We start from the raw sequence: 18924 nt of genomic DNA, 5'->3' as shown, positions 1-18924 counted from the left end.
TTGCGCACAGTTGACGGCCGCGCATCGGGAAACGGGAAGCTGCCAGACTGGCTACACTGTCTGGTATCCGAACCGATATGAGGAAATCATGAAAGCCATCGCCGCCTTTGCGTCCCTGCCCGCCAACAACGACGCCGCCCTGCAGGACATCACCCTGCCCGACCCGGTCGCCACTGGCCACGATTTGCTGGTCGAGGTGCACGCCGTCTCCGTCAATCCGGTCGATACCAAGATCCGGCGTGGCCTGCCCGCCGAGCCCCAGGCGGAACCGCGCGTGCTGGGCTGGGACGCGAGCGGCATCGTGCGCGCGGTCGGGCCACAGGTGACCCTGTTCAAGCCGGGCGACCGCGTCTGGTACGCCGGCGCTATTCACCGTGCCGGCAGCAACAGCGAGCTGCAACTGGTGGACGAGCGCATCGTCGGGCGCATGCCGACCAACCTGGGCTTTGCCGAGGCGGCCGCCTTGCCGCTGACCGCGATCACGGCCTGGGAACTGCTGTTCGACCGCTTGCAGCTGAAATTCGGCGCCCACCATGGCCAGAAACTGCTGGTGGTCGGCGCCGCCGGCGGCGTCGGCTCGATTCTGGTCCAGCTGGCGCGCCAGTTGACGGGCATTACTGTGATCGGCACCGCGTCGCGGCCACAGACCCAGGAGTGGGTGCGCATCCTCGGCGCCCATCACGTGATCGACCACAGCCGGCCGCTCGACACGGCGCTGCAGGAGGCCGGGCTGGGCGAGGTCGACTACGCCATCAGCCTCACGCACACGGACAAGCACTTCGCCGCCCTCGCAAATGCGATCAGGCCGCAGGGCAAGCTGGCGCTGATCGACGACCCGGAGCCGATCGACGTGCGCCTCCTCAAGCGCAAGAGTATTTCCCTGCACTGGGAGCTGATGTTCACCCGCTCGCTGTTCAACACCCCGGACCTGCAGGAGCAGCACCTGCTGCTCAACGAGGTGGCGCAGCTGGTCGAGGATGGCCGCATCCGCACTACGCTGGCCGAACATTTCGGGCCGATCAATGCCGCCAACCTGCGCCGTGCCCACGCCTTCATCGAGAGCGGCGCGGCCAGCGGCAAGGTGGTGCTGGAGGGTTTTGAAGCCTGATTTCAAGGGGTTTAAATTGTCTTTCGGCATTTTTCAAGCTTGCCTAAAAACAATGCAAAAACCCCTAAATAAACAATATTATGATTTATATGGTTTATTTTAAATAAACTGAATAAACCGTATTATTAAAGCCGCATGGCATGCCGGGGAGTCGTCGTGAAAACAGTGTGGGTTGTCCTTCTGCTCGCGCTCACCGGCCCACTTGCGCACGCGGCAGAGCCGGATGAGGCCCTCTGGCAGCGCATGCGCAGCGGTGGCGTCACGGTCCTGATGCGTCACGCGCAGACGGTGCCCGGCATTGGCGACCCGCCCGGCTTCGTGCTCGGCCAGTGCCCGACCCAGCGCAACTTGTCAAACGCGGGCCGGAGCGACGCGCGCAGCATCGGCGCTGCCTTTCAGCGGCGCGGTATCGATCCGGGCGCGGTCTGGTCGAGCCGCTGGTGCCGCTGCCTCGATACCGCCCGCCTTGCCTTCGGCCGCGTGCAAGCGGAACCGAGCCTGGATTCGATGTTCAACGACGACGCTGCCCGCGCGAGCGCGAAACTGCGCGACCTGCATGCCAGGCTGGCCGCCCGCCGCGACACGACGCCGCTGGTGCTGGTCACGCATGATGTGAACATCCGCGCGCTGACCGGGGAGTCGGTCGCCCCCGGCGAGATGGTGGTGACGGTACTGCGCGACGGCAAGCTGGAGGTGCTCGGCCGCATCAATGCGCACAGGGAGAGCGTTGCGCAAATGCCTACACATTAGGCACGCTCGGGAATATCGGGCGTAGAATCGGTTGCCGTCGCGTCGAGAAAATTCTTTTGGGAGAACCCATGAAACGTCTCATCCTGTTCGCCACCCTCGCTGCCCTTGCCGCCGGCAGCGCCGTTGCCCACCATGGCTGGAGCGAATACCAGGCCGACAAGCCGCTCGATCTGTCCGGCACCATCGAGCAGGCCGGGTATGAACAGCCGCACGGCTTCGTGCGCCTGAAAACGGCCGATAAAACCTGGCTGGTCGTGCTGGCGCCGCCCTACCGCATGGAAAGCCGCGGCCTGCCGTCCACCAAACTGGTCGCGGGCCAGAAAGCGACCGTCCACGGCTACCCGCACCGCAGCAAGGGAGACGAACTGCGCGCCGAACGCATCACGATCGAGGGCAAGACCACGGAGCTGCGCTGATGGCAGGGGCCGGCGCGCCGGGGTGGCTGGCGTGGCTGGCCGGCACGTCCGTCTCCATCACCATGCGTACCGCGGCCTGGGCCTACCCGGTCGTCGAAATCGTCCATATTGCCGGCTTTTCGGTTCTGGTCGGCAGCGTCGTGCTGTTCGACCTGCGTGTGCTCGGCTGGGCGCGCGCGCTGCCCGTCGCCGAACTCGGGCGTCATTTGCTGCGCTGGGCGCTGGCGAGCACCCTGCTGGTGATCCCGGCCGGGCTGCTGCTGTTTTCGGCGCATCCGGTCGAGCTGGCGAACAATCCCGCCTTCCTGCTGAAACTCGGCCTGATCGCCGCTGCCGGTGTGAATGCGCTGCTGTTTCACCTGCTTCCCTACCGCACGGTGGCCGCCTGGGATCGGGAGCGCCCCGCGCCACCCGCGGCACGCCTGGGGGCGGCCCTGTCGATTCTGCTCTGGCTGGGCGTGATCACCTGCGGCCGCCTGCTGGCGTATTTGTAACTGCGCTGCAAGGGCAGCCGCGGCCGCCTTCATGCTACAGTCACCGTTCTGAACAACACGCCAGAGCACCATGCTGAAACCCTCCGCCATCGCCGCACTCGTCCTCGCAGGCTGCGCCTGCCACGCCGCCCATGCAGCGATTCCCGTCTACGGTTTTGTCGTCAAGAACACCTACCCGCACGACCCGCAGGCGTTCACCCAAGGCTTGTTCTTCCGCGATGGCCAGCTGTTCGAAACGACCGGCATCGCCGGCCGCTCAATGCTGCGCCGGCTCGACCTAAAAACCGGCAAGGTGCTGCAAAAGGCCGACCTGCCGCCCGAGGTGTTCGGCGAGGGCTCGACCGCCTTCGGTGAGCATATCCTGGGCCTGACCTGGCGCTCGAAGACCGGGTATGTGTTCGACGCCCGGACCTTTGCGCTGAAGGGACGCTTTCCCTACGAAGGCGAAGGCTGGGGCCTGGCGAGCGACGCGCGCCACCTGTACATGAGCGACGGCAGCGCCCAGATCCGCGTGCTCGACCCGAAAACGCTGAAGGAAGTGCGGCGCGTGCAGGTGACGGCCGAGGGCAAGCCGATCGACTCGCTGAACGAACTGGAAATCGTCGATGGCGAGCTGTATGCAAACGTCTGGGGCACGGACATCATCGCGCGCATCGACCCCCTGTCCGGCAAGGTGGTCGGCTGGATCGATTTGACCAATCTGCTGCCGCCGAACAAACGCGGCACGGCGTCGGTCGACGCCGTGCTCAATGGCATTGCCTACGATGCCAAAAGGCGCAAGCTCTACGTTACCGGCAAGCTCTGGCCCAAGCTGTTCGAGATTGAACTCGTCCGCTTCCAAGGACGTTAAGGCGTCACCGCAATCACCACTTTCCCGAAGTGCGAGCCCGATTCCATGTAGCGGTAGGCTTCCTTGGCCTGGTCAAACGTGAACACGCGGTCGACTACCGGTTCCAGGTTCGAGACGGCGGCAAAGCGCATCACGTTGTCCAGCATGGTGCGGCTGCCGACAAAAATACCGACCATGCGCTTGGCGCCGGCCAGCAGCGATACGGGATTGACCTCTCCACCGAAGCCGCTGACGCCGCCGATGATGGCGACGCTGCCGCCCAGCGCGCAGGATGCCACCGAACGGTTGACGGTGCCCTGCCCGCCCACTTCCAGCACCACGTCGGCGCCATGGCCGTGCGTCAGGCGCAGCACTTCTTCCTGCCATTCGGGAATGGCGCGGTAGTTGATGGTGTGGTGCGCGCCCAGTTCGCGTGCGCGCTGCAGCTTTTCGTCGCTCGACGAGGTGATGATGGTGCGCAGCCCGGCCGCTTTCGCCAGTTGCAGGCCCAGCACCGACACGCCCCCGGTGCCCAGCAACAGCACGGTGTCGCCCGGCTGGATGTCGTTGCTCGACCTGAAAATCGCATTCCAGGCGGTGACGCCGGCGCAGGGCATGGTCGAGGCCTCGATATAGCTCAGCTGCGACGGAATCTTGACCAGCGCGTCTTCGTGCAGGATGACTTCCTCGGCCAGCATGCCGTCGATATCGCCCCCTAAGGCGTGCCGGATTTTCGCCGGCGCCGTGCGCCCGTCCTGCCAGTGCGGAAAGAACGAGGCGGCCACCCGGTCGCCGACCTGCAGGCTAGTGACGCCATGGCCGACGGCCAGCACTTCGCCGGCGCCGTCCGAGCAGGGAATGATCGGGTTATCCACATTGACCAGGTAATTACCGCTGGCCACCATCAAGTCGCGGTAGTTCAGCGATACCGCGTGCACGCGCACCCGTACTTCGCCCAGTGCCAGCTCGCGCTCCGGAAAGTTCACGCATTGCAAGCCGTCGATGTTGTCGCCCGGCAGAATCTGGTAAGCCCGCATTGTTTCCTCCGTTAACTACGTGTGGTTCTTCAATTTACATTGGTTTGGCCACCATCAGCCAGAAGATGAAGACGAAGGCGGCAAACGCCGGTATGCCGAGCGCCACCCAGGTTTTGAAGAGACGCCAGTACTGCGGCGGCAGTTCGCTGTTCGTGCGCGCCGCCTCGGCCGACAGGTCGCGCAGGCGCATCTGGATCCATACCACCGGCAGCCAGCAGGCGCCGGCCAGCACGTACAAGGCGATCGACCACATGATCCACTTGCTGTGGATCGGGTAGCCGGCCAGGTGGATCAGGTAGAAGCCGGTCAGCGGCTGGATGACGGCGGTGGTGGCGGTAAACACCCAGTCGGCGATCACGACGTTGCGGGCGACCACGGCAATGGCGCGCACATCGCGGCTCATGGTCACGAACAGCATGTACCAGGCCGAGCCGATGCCGGTGCCGAACAAGAAGGTCGACGACAGGATGTGCAACCATTTCACCACGACGTAATCCACTATGTATCCTCCTCCAGTTCATACAGCAGCCAGATGGCCGCCAGCATCGGCAAATTCTTGGTCAGCGGTCCATACGGGTGCAGCAGGAATTCCGGCAACTTGAACGCTATCACGACCGTGTAAAAACCGATCAGCGCCAATTGTGCGAGCCATAGCCAGCGCCGCCGCGGCAAGAAGGCGATCCCGAGGCCGAGCAGCAGGTCGAAGCTCGCCGCGCCGTACAGCATCAGCGGTTGCAATGCCGGGGGGATGCCGGTGCGCGCCAGCAGCTCATAACTTGCTTCCACCGGATACAGGCCGAAGGAAACGATGGCGGTGGCGATCCATACCGCGACGATGCTCCACCGGAGCAGCGGCAGCAGCCAGGTCAGCTTGGCGAGCGTGCGTTCAGTCCGAGGGTCGGTGACGAATTCGTCGATGGTTTTCAAGGGCCGCCCGAGCAGGCGGGCGATGACGGCCGGGTCGCCGGTATTGCCCCGGTCCAGCATGCGCAGGGCTTCCTCGTCGAGCAGGCCGCCGGGCAGCCAGCGCCCGCATGCCGCCATCAGCCGCGCCAGCGCGCCTGGCAGCGGCAGCACGCGCAGCCGTCCCAGCCCCATGGCGCCGCGTAGCCGCGCCAGGTAATCGGTGAACGGCAGCGCCTCGGGGCCGACCAGGGGCACCCGCAGCGAGGTCACGCCCGGCGGCATGGGCAGGCGCTCGCGCAGGAGGGCCAGGATGGCGCCGACCACATCGTCGATGTGCACCGGCTGCACCAGCTGCGGCGCGCTGCCGAAACGCAGCGTGAAGGGCATGCTGGCCAAGCCCTTGAACACGCGCGCGCTGGTGCCTTCCTTGCCGTAGACCAGCGAGGGCTGGACGATCCAGGCGCGCACCGGGAGCGACGCCAGGTAGTCATCGGCGGCGCGCTTGCTGAGATGGTAGCGGGTGTCGGCCTCGCGGTCGGCGCCGAGCGCCGAGAGCTGGATCACCATCCGCACGTGGTCGGACTCGGCGCAGGCGGCGAACAGGGCGCGCGGGGTTTCCAGGTGCAGGCGCTCGAAAGTCTGGCTGCCCGACTCGCGGAAGATGCCGACCGTGTTGATGACAGCCTCGACCTTGGAAAGGCGCGCCAGCCAAACGGATTTGTCGGTATCTTTTGTGAAGTCAGCATGAACATAGCTCAAACGCGGGTCCGTGCTGGTTTTGGGCGTGCGCACCGCGCATACGACGTGGTGGCCTTCGGCCAGCAGCGCCTGCAGCAGGTGCTGCCCGATGAAACCACTGGCGCCCGTCAGCAAGATCCGCATGCGTTTCCTTTCACCCGATATCAGGAGGATGATGAATATGACAGATTGGACAACATCAATGCAACGCGGCCTGGTGTCCGGCGCCGCTTCCAGCGTGGTATCGAGCGCGGCGCTGGCCCTGCTCGGGCGCACCGAAACCGGCAGCGCCTACGCACCCATGAATGCCGTGAGCCACTGGATCTGGGGCGACGAGGCCGCTGATCACGACGAATTTTCGCTGAAGTACACCATCACCGGCTACGCGATCCACCACGTCAGTGCCACGTTCTGGTCGGTGCTGTTCGAAAAACTTGCCGGCGAAAAACTCGACAAGAAGGACTTGCGCGTCACGCTCGCCACCTCTGCCGCTACCTCGGCCTTTGCCTGCTTCGTCGATTACAAGCTGACCCCGAAACGCATCAACCCCGGCTATGAAATGCGCCTGTCGAAGAAGTCGCTGGCCGGTGTCTATGCCGCATTCGCGGTCGGCCTGGCGCTGGGCGCGATTGCCTTGCGCCGGGATAGACGCTAAGTCCGCAGTCCAGGGCCAGCGTCCCGCGTTCAGAGTCTAGAACAGATGGGGAAAACGTGCCGCTCTCCGTACCTTCCGCTTTTCTGTATGCGCTGCTGCTGCACGGTGTGCTCGGGGCCATCGACGTGTTCCTGAACCACGAGCTGCTGGCGAAACTGCCCGCGCGCCGCGAGGCCGCCGAGGAAGAAGGACTGCACGCGGCGCGCGAGTTCATCTTCGCCTGCCTGTTCGTGTCGATCGCCTGGTTCGCCTGGCACGGGGCGCTGGTGTGGTGGATTGCCGCGCTGCTTCTGGGCGAAGTGGTGGTCTCGGCGCGCGACGTCATCGTCGAGGGCGAGATCCGCGTGCTGCCGGTGCCCGAGCGGGTACTGCACCTGCTGATGTTCATGAACCTGGGCGCCCTGGTCGTGCTGGGCGCATTCACGCTGGCAGAGTGGCGCGTGGGCGAGGTGATGTTGATACGCGTCCATCACGGCTGGGCGAGCTGGGTGCTCACCGCGATGGCGGCCGCGGCATTGGCCTGGGCGGTGCGCGATGGGGTCGCTGCCGTGCACAGTGGGCGCAAAGCCGCGTAGGGTGGACGGGTCTCCCGTCCACCCTACTTTTCAGAACCCGTAATTCGCCCGCGCGTACACGAAGCGTCCCGAACGCCCGAACGCCGAGTAGTTCGAGAACGGCGTGTTGCCCGTCGTGTTCAGCGACGGCGGCTGGGTTTCCGGATACTGGTCGAACACGTTGTCCGCGCCCAGCGCCAGGGTCAGCTTCTTCGTGACGGCATAGCGCGCTTCCAGGTCGACCAGGGTGCGTGCGCCGAGCGGGAAGTCGAAGGCAGGGACCGTGCCCGGCGTCATCACCTTGCCGTAGCGCGTGGCGCGGAAAGTGGCGCCCCACGCTCCCAGCTTCCAGTTCAGGTTGGCGCTGAGCTTGTTCTTCGGCTGGCCTTCCTCGAGCGCGATGATGTTGGCACGGTCGAACAGCACCGGCGCCGGGGTCAGCGCGGCCAACTGCGCCGTGACCGGCACTTTGGTGACGTCGGTGCTGTTGACGTTGCCCGCCAGCGTGAGGTCGAAGCGCCCTGCCGTGCCGGCGTTGAGCGGCACGTTCACCACGACATCGATGCCGTCGGTAGTGGTGTCGACGCCGTTGATGAAGAAGCGCCCGCCGCCCACGCCCACGAAACCTTGCGAGGCAATATAGGTGCGCACGTTCGCCTGGGTCAGGTTTTCCGACAACACGATACGGTCGCGCATCTTGATGCGGTAGGCGTCGATCGTGATGCTGACCGGGTCGAAGCGCAGTACCGCGCCCAGCGACAGGTTGACCGATTTCTCGGCGTCGAGCGGCTGGGCGCCGAGGGCGACGGCCACCGGATCGGTCGGTTTGAAGGTGGTAATCTCGAACGGCACGCCGTTGATGAAATTGGTCGAGGTCGACGTGAAATTCTGCTGCTGCGGCGATGGCGCGCGGAAACCGTTCTGCACCGAGCCGCGCAGGGCGAAGGCCTTGCTGAAGTCGTAGCGGGCGGCCAGCTTGCCGGCCAGGCTGTTCCCGTAGTCGGAATAGCGTTCGGCGCGCACCGCGGCCGAGGCCAGCAGTTGCGGCGTGATGTTCGCTTCCAGGTCGACGAAGGCGCCGACCGCGGTGCGGTGGGTATCGATCTCGTTGGCGGGGCGGAAGCCCGGAAACACCTGGGCGCCCGGCGCGGCCGGGGTGCCGTTGGCCAGCACCTGGCCGCCGTAGCGGTAAGAGTCCGGCTCGCCGGCAAACAGCTCATAGCCTTCGCGCCGCACTTCGGTGCCCACCGCAATGTTCAGCGGCGAGGACAGGCCTGCCACTTCGAGCGAGCGCACCCCGGTCAGGTTCAGCACCAGCTGGTCGTACGCGAAACCGCCGGCGTCGAACTGGGTCTTGCTGGTCGGGCCGATCGAGCGGTTCAGCGTGTTCTGGATCTCGAATTCCATCCGGTTCTTGCCGTAGCCGAGAGAGGCGTCCATGTCCCAGCTGCCCAGGCTCCAGGTGACGCCGCCGGTCATGCTGAAGTCGTCGACCGTCGGGGCGATGACCGGCAGGAAGCCGTCCGGATAGATCGAGATGATGTTGCGCACGTCCTGGGCCGGGCGGAAGAAGCCGCTCGAGCGCGCCTGGCGGTTCTGGTAGCTGGCCCAGCCATACACCTTGGTGCCGTTGCCGAGGTCGTTGCCGGCGTTAACGAACAGGGTGGACTGTTCCATCTCCGGTTCGCCGTACCAGGCGTTGAAGCGGTTGATGACGTTTTCGCGCGGGTCGAAGCTGCCGTTTGCCAGGCGCGGGTATTGCTGGCGCATGTCGTAGCCGCCGCGCTCGGTGCGCGCCTGGTCCTTGTATTCCGCTGCAATCGTGATGTGGCCGGTTTCGCCCCAGGCCAGGCCCTTCCAGGCGCTGACCGTCGTGGTATGGCCGTCGGTGCGCTCGCGCTTTGCCGGGCCGCTCCAGGTGCTGCCCGCCGGAGGTACATCGTTCCACAGATCGTATTCGCTGATGCGCGCGCCGTAGGTGACGCTCGCTTCGCCACCCGTGCGGTCGGTGCGCAGGCGCAGGTTGATCACGCCGGCAATGGCGTCCGAGCCGTACTGGGCCGCCGCGCCGTCGCGCAGCACTTCAATGTTGCGGACGATCGCGGTCGGGATCGTGTTCATGTCCACCGCCGCCGAGCCGCGGCCCATGCTTCCGTTCAGGTTGACCAGCGAGGAGGCGTGGCGGCGCTTGGAATTGACCAGCACCAGGCTGTGGTCGGGCGCCATGCCGCGCAGCGTGGCCGGGCGGATGGTGTCGGTGCCGTCGGTCAGCGACGGGCGGGGGAAGTTCAGCGATGGCAGCGCGACCGACAGCGCCTGGTTCATTTCGGTGGTGCCGGCGTTTTTCAGGGTCTCGGCCGAAATGATGTCGACTGCCGAGGCGGTGTCGAGCGCGCTGCGGTTGGCCACGCGCGTGCCCGTCACCACGACGGTGGCCGTGCTGCCTTCGGTCGACGTGCTCTCCTGCGCCATTGCCGTGCCGCTGAACATCGCGGCAATCGACAGGGCCAGCACCGTTTTCTTCGTGGTTCTTTGCATTTTTCTTCCCTCTTGTTGATTGGCTAGCGACAAGCGCTAAAACCAGTCTGGAGGGCGCACCCGAGCATGTCAAATTGCAATGAAAGGGCTAGGTCGAAATGCAACAATTGTCATTACGTCAGGATGCCGTAAGGTAAAAACGGCATCCTGCCGGGTTCAATGCGCTGGCACGGCTTTCTTACCGCGCATCTTGTTTACCAGTGTTACCACCACCACGATGATCGCGCCGACCAGCAGGCCCACCAGGGCGTCGAAGACGACCGGGCCAATCGCGTGCAGCACGCCGCCGACGCCTGGCACCGCGCCCAGCCACTCGGCCAGGCCTTCGGAATAATGGTGCAGCAGCTCCCAGTTGTGGCTGATGATGCCGCCGCCGACCATGAACATGGCTGCCGTGCCGACGACCGACAGCAGCTTCATCAAGCGCGGCGCCAGTGCCAGCAACATGCGGCCCAGGCTGCGCGCGAGACCGCTCGGCTTCTGGGTCAGGTAGAGGCCGGCGTCGTCGATCTTGACGATGCCAGCGACCAGGCCGTACACGCCGACGGTAAACACCACGGAGAGCAGGACCAGCACCACCACCTGCTGCAGGAACGGCATGGCCGCAATCGTTCCCAGCGAAATGACGATGATCTCGGCCGAGAGGATGAAGTCGGTGCGGATCGCGCCCTTAATCTTGTCCTTCTCGACGGCAACCATGTCTTCCTTACCAACCAGCGCGGCGGCCAGGCGCTCCTTGTGGGCCGCGTCTTCCTCGGGGCTGTGCAGGAATTTGTGTGCCAGTTTTTCGGCGCCCTCGAAACACAGGAAGGCGCCGCCGATCATCAGCAGCGGAATGATCAGCCAGGGAACGAAGGCCGAGATCAGCAGCGCCGCCGGCACCAGGATCGCCTTGTTCAAGAACGAGCCCTTGGCCACGGCCCACACCACCGGCAGTTCGCGGCTGGAGTCCACGCCCGAAACCTGCTGGGCGTTGAGCGCCAGGTCGTCGCCGAGCACGCCGGCGGTCTTCTTGGCCGCCACCTTGCTCATCACGGTGACGTCGTCGAGGACGGTGGCGATATCGTCGAGTAATGCCAGCAAACTGCCTGCAGCCATGGACCTGCTCCTGTGATTAACAATATGGCAGCATCTTAACCGAGCACAGGTACCGCAGGCACACGGTTCAGCGCGATAAATTGCGTTTCAGCCGCGGAAATCTGCAGCTCGTCGCTTTCGCCACCGCCTTTCGCTGCAGCATACGTATAGTCAGTATCGAAGGCTGCGGTACGCCAGCCTTGCCCAGCCGAAGGAGACCAGGATGACCCCGACCGTGAATCAAGCCATTCCAGCCATTGCGCAAACCAGTGCGCCGGTGCGCCGCACCCGTCCGCCGAAGCGCAAGACCCGCATCACCATCTACCTCGACGACGAGGTGCTGGATGAATTCCGCAACCTGTCCGAGCGCAGCGGCACCGGCTACCAGACCCTGATCAACGCGGCCCTGCGCCTGCGCCTGGCCAGCACCGGCGCCGAGCCGAGCCTGTTGTAATTGCACGCCTTCGGGGGCGCTGGAAGATTACAAGTGGCAATCACTTGTGCTACCCTTCCCGCTCCTTGAATCCGGAGGCAGCCTAGCAAAGGCGCACTGAGAACACCGCACGTTTCGCCACCGGCGCGACGCTGAAGGCTGTCGTCAGGCCGCGCACGAAGTCATTCCAGCCCCGCATTCATTCCCGTACCGGCATGCAGCCGCGGCCCCGCGCCGCGCCATGCCTTTTTTCTTTTCTTTTTCCCGAGTCCCGCATGAGTTTTGCCACCTGGATCGCCTTCGTCATCGCAGGCACCGTGATCGCCATTTCGCCCGGCTCCGGCGCCGTGCTGTCCATGTCGCATGGCCTCGCCTATGGCGTCAAAAAGGCCAGCGCCACCGTGTTCGGCCTGCAACTGGGGCTGATCCTGGTGCTGGCCATCGCCGGCGCCGGCGTCGGTTCGCTCCTGCTGGCCTCGCCCACGGCCTTTTTTGTCGTCAAAGTAGTCGGGGCGCTGTACCTGATCTGGCTCGGCGTGTCGCAATGGCGCTCGAAGGACCAAACGGGGCCGATGGCGAGCGGCGCCGGCCTGGCCGCCCATCCATCGATGCGCAAGCGGGTGCTGACCGGCTTCCTGACGAATGCCACCAATCCGAAGGGCATCATCTTCATGGTCGCCGTGCTGCCCCAGTTTATTTCGAAGGATGCCGCGCTGCTGCCGCAATTGCTGATCCTCGGCGTGACGATGGTGACCATCGACAGCCTGGTCATGCACGGTTACGCCACCCTCGCCGCCTCGATGCAGCGCCTGTTCCGCGACCCGCGCGCGGTGCGCATCCAGAACCGGTTTTTTGGCGCTGTGCTGGTCGTGGTCGGCTCCATGCTCTTTTTTGTGGAGCGGGCGGGGGCCTAGGCGTACTGCTGACGCTCAGCTTGGGTACAATCCGTTTGTTTCGGTTTAGCACTATTTGAAACCGTCTGTAACCCGGATTGTGCGCCGTACGTCCATGCGGTGTAATCAGGTCGACGTATTCCGCCTACCCCCTTGGGGACACCGCCTGGAGCCCACCATGAAACTCCGTATCTTGAACACTGCGCTGAGAACCGCGACGCTGCTGGCGCTCGCGGCATTTTCCACCCTGGCGCTGGCGGACGATCCTCCGAGCCGGGTTGGCCGCGTGTCGCTGGCCCAGGGCCAGGTCAGCATCAGCGTCCCGGGCGAAGCGGCCAGCGCCGCCCTCGTCAACTGGCCGGTCACCTCCAGCAACACGATTTCCACGGCAGCGGGCGCGCGCAGCGAGTGGCGCGTCGGCTCGACCGCGGTGCGGCTCGACGGCGACTCCGCGCTGGAGGTGGTGCAGCTCGACGACGACAAGCTGCGCCTGCGCCTGCATTACGGCAGCGCCAGCATCCGCGTCATCAACGCCGAGGTCGCCGCCGGCTTCGAGCTGACCACGCCGGATGCGCGCGTGCTGCTCCAGGGCCCGGGGCGCGTGCGGGTGGATGCCGGGCGCGAGGCCGATACCACGACCGTGAACGTGTTCGACGGCATGGCCGTTGTCGAAGGCGGCGGCGAGCGCCTGACCGTGCGCGCCGGCCGCAGCGCCGAAATGCAGGGCAACGACCTGCAGACGCGGCAAGCCCTGGCCGATGCCTTCGACGAATGGTCGGCCGCGCGCGACCGCGAGACCGACGCCACCCGCGCCACCCGCTATGTGACGTCCGAAATGACCGGCTACGAAGACCTCGACCGCCACGGCAGCTGGCGCGACGACAGCGAGTATGGCGCGCTCTGGCTGCCGAACGTGGCCTCCAGCTGGGTGCCCTACCGCGACGGTCGCTGGACCTGGGTCGCCCCCTGGGGCTGGACCTGGGTCGACAACGCGCCCTGGGGCTATGCGCCCTTCCACTACGGCCGCTGGGTCCACCTGAACAACCGCTGGGCCTGGGCGCCGGGACGCATCGAACGCCATCCGGTCTGGGCGCCGGCGCTGGTCGGCTGGGTCGGCGGCGCCGGCTGGAACCTGAATTTCCATTCGAGGCCATCGGTCGCGCAGGGCTGGTATCCGCTGTCGCCGCATGACCACTTCGTGCCGGGCTACCGCCTGTCGGACGAGCGCCTGCGCCGGCTGCACTGGCAAGGACGGGATGGCCGCAGGCACGACAACAGGCACGACGGCAAGCATCACGACTACCGCCAGCGTGGCCTGACTGTGGTGCCGCAGGACCGCTTCGGCCAGCGCGGCGAAGTCGTCGTGTCGCGCGAGCCACGGGTGACGCCGCCGCCGGCATGGAGCACTGCCCCGACGGCGCTGCCGCCGACACCGCGCATCATCCGCGAAGCCGTCACGCGCGCCGACGAGGCGCGCCGTGCAGACGCGCGCCGCGATGGCCGCCGCGATGATGACGACCGCCGCGTTGGCCGCTGGGACGGGCGCCGTGACGGCCGTGACAATGGTGACAATGAGCGCCGCGATGGCCGCTGGGCAGGACGTGGCGACAACCGCCCTGCTCCCACCGTCGGTGCGCAGCCGGCGCCGATCACCACCATCGCGCCGGCCGCGCCGAATCCGGTGCCGCAGGTGGGCATCGCGCAACCGGGCATGACGCAACCCGGTTTCGTGCGCCATCCTGGCACCATCACGACGCTGCCGCAGCCCGGCTTCCAGCGCGAACAGCGCGATCAGCGCCGCGACGTGCGCATGACGCGCGAAGCCTTCGAGGAACGCCAGCAGCGGTTCCAGGAACGGCAGCGTGACGAGGGCCACCGCTCGGTAACGGTGCAACCCGAAGCGCAGCCGTTCAGCCAGCGTGGGGGCGCGGCCGGGGCGATGGAGGCTGCCGCCGCACGGGCCCAGGCCCAGATGGCGCGGCCGGCCCCGGCTGCGGTGGCGCCGCCGCCGCCAAGGGCGATGCCGACGCCGCCACCGGTATCGCAACCGGCACCGGCAGCGTTCTCGCACCCGGCCCCGGCACCGGTGCCGCAAACCATGCACCGTGGTGACGACGGCCCCCGCCACCGCATCGACGACAGCCCGCGCCACCGCGGCAACGTTCGCCAGATGGAGCGTTAATCAAGGGAACGAAAAAATGGCCGGCTGGACGCCGGCCATTTTTGTCTTCTTCCCGGCAACAGTACGGACCATCCGCGCATTGGCTACAATGTGCTTTTGCACTGGAATTGCACAATGGACCCGAAAGAATCCCTCATTGAATACCCGAGCGACTTCCCGATCAAGGTGATGGGCCCGACCCACGAAGCCTTTGCCACCACGATCACGGAAGTGGTGCTCGGATTCGACCCGACTTTCCACGACGGCCGCATGGAAGTGCGCCCGTCGGGCAAGGGCAATTACACCGGCCTGACCTGCACCGTGCGCGCCACCAGCCGCGCCCAGCTCGACGACCTGTACCGCGCGCTGTCGGCGCACCCGATGGTCAAGATCGTCATGTAAGAAGAGTCCGGCCACGGGCGGGGCCGCAGGCGCTGGCATATAATGTCGGGGCTGTCCACCTTCCCGACCGGATTCCCATGCACCCGATCCGCCCTGCCAGCCCGCTCATCCGTGAGCTGGGCCGCGCCGACTACGAACCGACGTTTGCCGCCATGCGCACCTTTACCGATGCGCGCACGGCCGACACGCCGGACGAACTGTGGATCGTCGAGCATCCGCCGGTGTTCACGCTCGGGCTCGGCGCCGACCGCGGCCACCTGCTGGCCGGCCCCGGCGTCCCGGCGCACGCCATTCCGGTGGTGCAGACCGACCGCGGCGGCGAAGTGACTTACCACGGCCCCGGCCAGGTCGTGATTTACCTGTTGATGGACCTGCGCCGCAACAAGCCGGGCGGCAAATTGTATGCCCGACAATTTGTGGCGAAAATCGAACAGGCTGTGATCGACGTGCTGGCGGCGTATAATCTTGGCGGTGAACGCGTTGCCGGCGCGCCCGGCATCTATATCGCGGACGGCCCGCGCCGCGGCGCAAAGATCGCCGCGCTCGGCCTGAAAGTGCGCGGCAACGGCTGTACCTATCACGGCGTGTCGCTGAACGTGGCGATGGACCTGGCGCCGTTCTCGTGGATCAACCCCTGTGGCTATTCCGGCCTGGCCACCGTCGACATGCGCACGATGGGCATCGAGGCGCCGCTGGCCGATGTGCAGAACGCATTGGCGCACGCCCTCGTGCAGCAGCTTGCCTCCGACGCTGCCGAACCGAACAACTCCAACTGAAGCCCGCCTGGGCCTGAAGCGACATGACTACCGAAACCGAAACCGGTCTGAATCCCGCCTACAACGCCCTCGACAAGCAAAAGGGTGCCAGCAAGACTTCGCGCATCCCGATCAAGATCGTGCCGATTGCCGACGCCGAACGCCTGAAAAAGCCGGACTGGATCCGGGTCAAGGCAGCGACTGCTTCGTCACGCTTCTACGAAATCAAGGACATCCTGCGCGCGAACAACCTGGTCACCGTGTGCGAAGAGGCGAGCTGCCCGAACATCGGCGAATGCTTCGGCAAGGGCACCGCGACCTTCATGATCATGGGCGACAAGTGCACGCGCCGCTGCCCGTTCTGCGATGTCGGCCACGGCCGCCCGGACCCGCTCGACGTGAATGAGCCGGCCAACTTGGCCAAGACCATCGCCGACCTGCGCCTGTCGTATGTCGTGATCACCTCGGTCGACCGCGACGACCTGCGGGACGGCGGCGCCGGCCACTTCGTGGACTGCATCAGCAAGACCCGTGCATCGAGCCCGAACACCAAGATCGAAGTGCTGGTGCCGGACTTCCGCGGCCGCCTGGCCAAAGCCCTGGCGATCTTCGCCGACGGCCTGCCGGACGTCATGAACCACAACCTGGAAACCGTGCCGCGCCTGTACAAGGAAGCGCGCCCGGGCGCCGACTACAAGCACTCGCTCGAACTGCTGCGCGATTTTAAAGCGCTGTACCCGAAGGCCGTCACCAAGTCCGGCATCATGGTGGGCCTGGGCGAGACCGACGAAGAGATCCTGCAGGTGATGCGCGACATGCGCGAGCACAACGTCGAGATGCTGACCATCGGCCAGTACCTGGCACCGTCGAACTCGCACCTGCCGGTGCGCCGCTACGTGCACCCGGACCAGTTCAAGAAGTTCGAGGAAGCCGCGTACGAGATGGGCTTCGTGCACGCAGCGGTCGGCGCGATGGTGCGTTCGTCGTACCACGCGGACCAGCAGGCGCACGGCGCGGGCGTGGCCGCGTAAGCAGCGCGCTGCCGGCAGCAACAACGGGCGGCCTCTTCGGAGGCCGCTTTTTTTTTGCATCCGGGCGGTACGGTAGGGAACAGGACCTTCTCGCCATCCACGCTATAGTGATAACAAGCAGACATCATCCTGATCACACATGAGCAACCCACGCTACGACTCGACTGACACGGACACCGGCGACGACGCCTTCCTCGAACGCGAACTGGATTTACCCGCACGCGGCATCGAACTGGTCAAAATGGAAGGGCGCGTGTTCCTGCGCTTTTCCGGCGAAGTGAAATACGAAGGCCTGCGCGTGCGCTACGCGCTGGTGCCGGGGCGCGGCGTGCTGGCCAAGCCGAGTAAATGGCGCAAGATGGACCTCGGCGCCCGGCGCGAACTGATCGAGGAGCGCACCGGCGACAAGGCCCTGGCCGAACTGCAGCTCGACACCGAGGAGTTCGTGCGCGAGATCGCCGAGCTGGCCGATGACGCCGGTTTCGATCCGCGCGACTTCCTCGGCGTGCTGGATGAACTGGAAACCTCGGAGCCGGCCGACTACGTGTTCGAGCGCATCCGCCAGCGCGTCGAGCACGCTGTCGAGCGCGAGCAGGAAGAGCGCCACGCGGCCCGCACCAAGGAAAGCATCAACCTGGCCGAGTACCCGGAGTCGTTCGAGGTGGCCAGCCGCATGCCGCGCAAGTTCATCGCCCTGCTCGGTCCCACGAATTCCGGTAAAACCCACCGCGCGATGGAAGCGCTGGCGAAGGCGGCGAGCGGCGCCTACCTCGCCCCGCTGCGCCTGCTGGCGCTGGAAAACTACGAGCGCCTGCTGGCCGCGCGCCCGCATGGCGAAGAGCTGAAAGTCAGCCTGGTCACGGGCGAGGAACGGCGCATCGCGCCGGGCAGCACGCATGTGGCCAGCACCGTCGAAATGCTCGACTCGCGCACCCCGATCGAAGTGGCCGTGATCGACGAGATCCAGATGCTGGCCGACCGCGACCGCGGCGCCGCCTGGACCGCGGCCGTATGCGGCGCGCCTGCCTCGACGGTATACCTGGTCGGCGCACCCGAAGCGCGGCGCGCGATCGAGGCGCTGGCCGACCGCCTCGAGGTGCCGCTCGAGGTGCACATTTTAAAACGCATGGCGCCGCTGGCGATGGAGCCGGGGCCGGTGCGCAAACTCACGAACCTGCGCCGCGGCGACGCCGTGATCGCCTTCTCGCGCCGTGAGGTCCTGATGTGGCGCGACATGATCACCGAGAAGGGGCTGTCGGTGGCAACCGTCTACGGCAACCTGTCGCCGGAAGTACGCCGCGCCCAGGCCGAGCGCTTCCGTGAAGGGCAGGCCGACATCGTGGTCGGTACCGACGCCCTCGCCATGGGCCTGAACATGCCAATTGCGCGCATCGTGATGACGACCGCCGTGAAATACAACGGCGTCGAGGAAGAGGAAATCTCGGCGGCGCTCGCCAAGCAGATCGCCGGGCGGGCAGGGCGCTACGGCGTGCACGAGGAAGGGTTTGTCGCCGGCTACGACGACGACACCCACGAAGTCATGCGCTCGCTGATGAAGGAAAAGATCCCGCCGGTGCCGGCCAGCGGTTTTGCGGTGGCGCCCTCGCTCGAGCAGCTGCACCGGATTTCGTCGGTGACGGGCGAGACCTCGCTGGTGAAACTGCTTAAACGTTTCGTGCACAACATCGATGTGCCGGACGGCTTCTTCTATCCGCGCATCACCGAGGAACAGAACGAACGCGCCGAATGGCTTGACACCCTGGACCTGTCGGTGGCCGAGAAATTCATGCTGTCGCTGGTGCCGATCTCGAGCCGGGTGCCGATGCTGCAAAGCGCCTGGGAACATTGGGCGCTGTCGCTGGCCAAGAAAAAGATCAGCCGTCTGACACCGAACCCGGAAGGGCTGCTGTGGAAAAACCTGCAGGAGGTGGAAGACACCTGCCGCATGTATTCGGCCTATGCCTGGCTCGGCTATCGCCAGCCGGACTTCTTCCCGAGCATCGAGGAAGCGCAACGTCTGGCGCGCGAGGCGTCGGAGCGGGTCGATTCGCTGCTGCAGCAGCAGAATGCGGCCACCCGCAAGCGCCAGGGTACGGCCGGCAAACCAAAGCGCCGGGCGTAATGGTTCGTTTTCGTCACGTACAATG

Annotated in this window: 19 protein-coding genes; 14 read left to right on the top strand and 5 right to left on the bottom strand. The window is 65.7% G+C overall.

The features are described 5' to 3' along the window. Window positions 1–88: 88 nt before the first annotated feature. From ACFPN5_RS09335 to ACFPN5_RS09315, 5 genes are all read left to right on the top strand, one after another. Complete coding sequence (locus ACFPN5_RS09335; RefSeq protein ID WP_379782424.1) at window positions 89–1108, top strand: zinc-binding alcohol dehydrogenase family protein; 1020 nt, start codon at window positions 89–91, stop codon at window positions 1106–1108. Window positions 1109–1264: 156 nt separating this feature from the next. Continuing rightward, window positions 1265–1858, top strand: a complete 594-nt coding sequence (locus ACFPN5_RS09330) for a histidine phosphatase family protein (protein ID WP_379782422.1) — start codon at window positions 1265–1267, stop codon at window positions 1856–1858. A 68-nt stretch (window positions 1859–1926) separates the two neighbouring features. Continuing rightward, the gene (locus ACFPN5_RS09325; RefSeq protein ID WP_379782420.1) at window positions 1927–2274 is read left to right on the top strand and encodes a DUF6152 family protein; all 348 of its coding nucleotides are present in this window, start codon (window positions 1927–1929) and stop codon (window positions 2272–2274) included. Then, a complete protein-coding gene (locus tag ACFPN5_RS09320) occupies window positions 2274–2768 on the top strand; it encodes a hypothetical protein (protein WP_379782418.1) in 495 nt (164 codons plus the stop codon). The genes ACFPN5_RS09325 and ACFPN5_RS09320 overlap by 1 nt, the downstream gene beginning before the upstream one ends. Before the next feature lie 70 nt (window positions 2769–2838). Further along, entirely contained in the window at window positions 2839–3618 is a 780-nt protein-coding gene (locus ACFPN5_RS09315) for a glutaminyl-peptide cyclotransferase (protein ID WP_379782416.1), read from the top strand. Here ACFPN5_RS09315 and ACFPN5_RS09310 read toward each other — a convergent pair. Genes ACFPN5_RS09310 through ACFPN5_RS09300 form a run of 3 tightly spaced genes read right to left on the bottom strand, consistent with a single transcriptional unit; the run spans window position 3615 to window position 6422 of the window. Further along, the gene (locus tag ACFPN5_RS09310; RefSeq protein WP_379782414.1) at window positions 3615–4634 is read right to left on the bottom strand and encodes a zinc-dependent alcohol dehydrogenase family protein; all 1020 of its coding nucleotides are present in this window, start codon (window positions 4632–4634) and stop codon (window positions 3615–3617) included. The two genes, ACFPN5_RS09315 and ACFPN5_RS09310, sit on opposite strands and share 4 nt — an antisense overlap. A gap of 34 nt (window positions 4635–4668) precedes the next feature. Then, window positions 4669–5133 (bottom strand): DUF2269 family protein, encoded by a 465-nt coding sequence (locus ACFPN5_RS09305; RefSeq protein WP_379782412.1) that lies wholly within the window; start codon window positions 5131–5133, stop codon window positions 4669–4671. After that, a complete protein-coding gene (locus ACFPN5_RS09300) occupies window positions 5133–6422 on the bottom strand; it encodes an SDR family oxidoreductase (RefSeq protein ID WP_379782410.1) in 1290 nt (429 codons plus the stop codon). Before ACFPN5_RS09300 ends, ACFPN5_RS09305 begins: the two co-directional genes overlap by 1 nt. A gap of 58 nt (window positions 6423–6480) precedes the next feature. On the opposite strand from ACFPN5_RS09300, the gene ACFPN5_RS09295 reads away from it, so the two are divergent. Beyond that, window positions 6481–6933 carry a hypothetical protein gene (locus tag ACFPN5_RS09295; protein WP_379782408.1) on the top strand — a complete coding sequence of 151 codons (453 nt, stop codon included), beginning with the start codon at window positions 6481–6483 and terminating at the stop codon, window positions 6931–6933. 56 nt (window positions 6934–6989) lie between these two features. After that, complete coding sequence (locus tag ACFPN5_RS09290) at window positions 6990–7508, top strand: hypothetical protein (protein ID WP_379782406.1); 519 nt, start codon at window positions 6990–6992, stop codon at window positions 7506–7508. A 30-nt stretch (window positions 7509–7538) separates the two neighbouring features. Here the strand turns inward: ACFPN5_RS09290 and ACFPN5_RS09285 are convergent, their stop codons facing one another. Continuing rightward, complete coding sequence (locus tag ACFPN5_RS09285) at window positions 7539–10025, bottom strand: TonB-dependent receptor plug domain-containing protein (protein WP_379782404.1); 2487 nt, start codon at window positions 10023–10025, stop codon at window positions 7539–7541. A 156-nt stretch (window positions 10026–10181) separates the two neighbouring features. Beyond that, window positions 10182–11123 carry a DUF808 domain-containing protein gene (locus ACFPN5_RS09280; protein ID WP_379782402.1) on the bottom strand — a complete coding sequence of 314 codons (942 nt, stop codon included), beginning with the start codon at window positions 11121–11123 and terminating at the stop codon, window positions 10182–10184. Window positions 11124–11325: 202 nt separating this feature from the next. On the opposite strand from ACFPN5_RS09280, the gene ACFPN5_RS09275 reads away from it, so the two are divergent. The 7 genes from ACFPN5_RS09275 (at window position 11326) to ACFPN5_RS09245 (ending at window position 18899) form a co-directional block, all read left to right on the top strand. Then, the gene (locus tag ACFPN5_RS09275) at window positions 11326–11556 is read left to right on the top strand and encodes a BrnA antitoxin family protein (RefSeq protein ID WP_379782400.1); all 231 of its coding nucleotides are present in this window, start codon (window positions 11326–11328) and stop codon (window positions 11554–11556) included. Between the two features lie 254 nt (window positions 11557–11810). Continuing rightward, complete coding sequence (locus ACFPN5_RS09270; protein ID WP_379782398.1) at window positions 11811–12449, top strand: LysE family transporter; 639 nt, start codon at window positions 11811–11813, stop codon at window positions 12447–12449. A 157-nt stretch (window positions 12450–12606) separates the two neighbouring features. Next, window positions 12607–14610 (top strand): DUF6600 domain-containing protein, encoded by a 2004-nt coding sequence (locus tag ACFPN5_RS09265; RefSeq protein ID WP_379782396.1) that lies wholly within the window; start codon window positions 12607–12609, stop codon window positions 14608–14610. A gap of 114 nt (window positions 14611–14724) precedes the next feature. Continuing rightward, on the top strand, window positions 14725–14991 hold the full coding sequence (locus ACFPN5_RS09260) for a DUF493 family protein (protein WP_379782394.1): 267 nt from the start codon (window positions 14725–14727) through the stop codon (window positions 14989–14991). 77 nt (window positions 14992–15068) lie between these two features. Continuing rightward, on the top strand, window positions 15069–15767 hold the full coding sequence (gene lipB, locus ACFPN5_RS09255; protein ID WP_379782392.1) for a lipoyl(octanoyl) transferase LipB: 699 nt from the start codon (window positions 15069–15071) through the stop codon (window positions 15765–15767). A 23-nt stretch (window positions 15768–15790) separates the two neighbouring features. Beyond that, entirely contained in the window at window positions 15791–16777 is a 987-nt protein-coding gene (gene lipA, locus ACFPN5_RS09250) for a lipoyl synthase (protein WP_379782390.1), read from the top strand. 139 nt (window positions 16778–16916) lie between these two features. Further along, on the top strand, window positions 16917–18899 hold the full coding sequence (locus ACFPN5_RS09245; RefSeq protein WP_379782388.1) for a helicase-related protein: 1983 nt from the start codon (window positions 16917–16919) through the stop codon (window positions 18897–18899). The last annotated feature ends 25 nt before the right edge of the window (window positions 18900–18924 follow it).

The organism is Massilia niabensis, from assembly GCF_042655085.1.
In the GTDB taxonomy this organism is placed as follows: Bacteria; Pseudomonadota; Gammaproteobacteria; order Burkholderiales; family Burkholderiaceae_D; genus Telluria; species Telluria niabensis.
Note: the sequence above shows the minus strand (reverse complement) of the source record. Positions and strands in the feature narration are given on the sequence as shown.

Excerpts from the sequence above, each read along its gene's own strand:
- ACFPN5_RS09265 (WP_379782396.1), top strand. The coding sequence starts at position 12,607 with ATGAAACTCCGTATCTTGAACACTGCGCTGAGAACCGCGACGCTGCTG.
- ACFPN5_RS09245 (WP_379782388.1), top strand. The coding sequence starts at position 16,917 with ATGAGCAACCCACGCTACGACTCGACTGACACGGACACCGGCGACGAC.
- ACFPN5_RS09275 (WP_379782400.1), top strand. The coding sequence starts at position 11,326 with ATGACCCCGACCGTGAATCAAGCCATTCCAGCCATTGCGCAAACCAGT.
- ACFPN5_RS09320 (WP_379782418.1), top strand. The coding sequence starts at position 2,274 with ATGGCAGGGGCCGGCGCGCCGGGGTGGCTGGCGTGGCTGGCCGGCACG.
- ACFPN5_RS09285 (WP_379782404.1), bottom strand. The coding sequence starts at position 10,025 with ATGCAAAGAACCACGAAGAAAACGGTGCTGGCCCTGTCGATTGCCGCG.
- ACFPN5_RS09325 (WP_379782420.1), top strand. The coding sequence starts at position 1,927 with ATGAAACGTCTCATCCTGTTCGCCACCCTCGCTGCCCTTGCCGCCGGC.
- ACFPN5_RS09335 (WP_379782424.1), top strand. The coding sequence starts at position 89 with ATGAAAGCCATCGCCGCCTTTGCGTCCCTGCCCGCCAACAACGACGCC.
- ACFPN5_RS09280 (WP_379782402.1), bottom strand. The coding sequence starts at position 11,123 with ATGGCTGCAGGCAGTTTGCTGGCATTACTCGACGATATCGCCACCGTC.
- lipA (WP_379782390.1), top strand. The coding sequence starts at position 15,791 with ATGACTACCGAAACCGAAACCGGTCTGAATCCCGCCTACAACGCCCTC.
- ACFPN5_RS09270 (WP_379782398.1), top strand. The coding sequence starts at position 11,811 with ATGAGTTTTGCCACCTGGATCGCCTTCGTCATCGCAGGCACCGTGATC.
- ACFPN5_RS09260 (WP_379782394.1), top strand. The coding sequence starts at position 14,725 with ATGGACCCGAAAGAATCCCTCATTGAATACCCGAGCGACTTCCCGATC.
- ACFPN5_RS09300 (WP_379782410.1), bottom strand. The coding sequence starts at position 6,422 with ATGCGGATCTTGCTGACGGGCGCCAGTGGTTTCATCGGGCAGCACCTG.
- ACFPN5_RS09295 (WP_379782408.1), top strand. The coding sequence starts at position 6,481 with ATGCAACGCGGCCTGGTGTCCGGCGCCGCTTCCAGCGTGGTATCGAGC.
- ACFPN5_RS09310 (WP_379782414.1), bottom strand. The coding sequence starts at position 4,634 with ATGCGGGCTTACCAGATTCTGCCGGGCGACAACATCGACGGCTTGCAA.
- ACFPN5_RS09315 (WP_379782416.1), top strand. The coding sequence starts at position 2,839 with ATGCTGAAACCCTCCGCCATCGCCGCACTCGTCCTCGCAGGCTGCGCC.
- lipB (WP_379782392.1), top strand. The coding sequence starts at position 15,069 with ATGCACCCGATCCGCCCTGCCAGCCCGCTCATCCGTGAGCTGGGCCGC.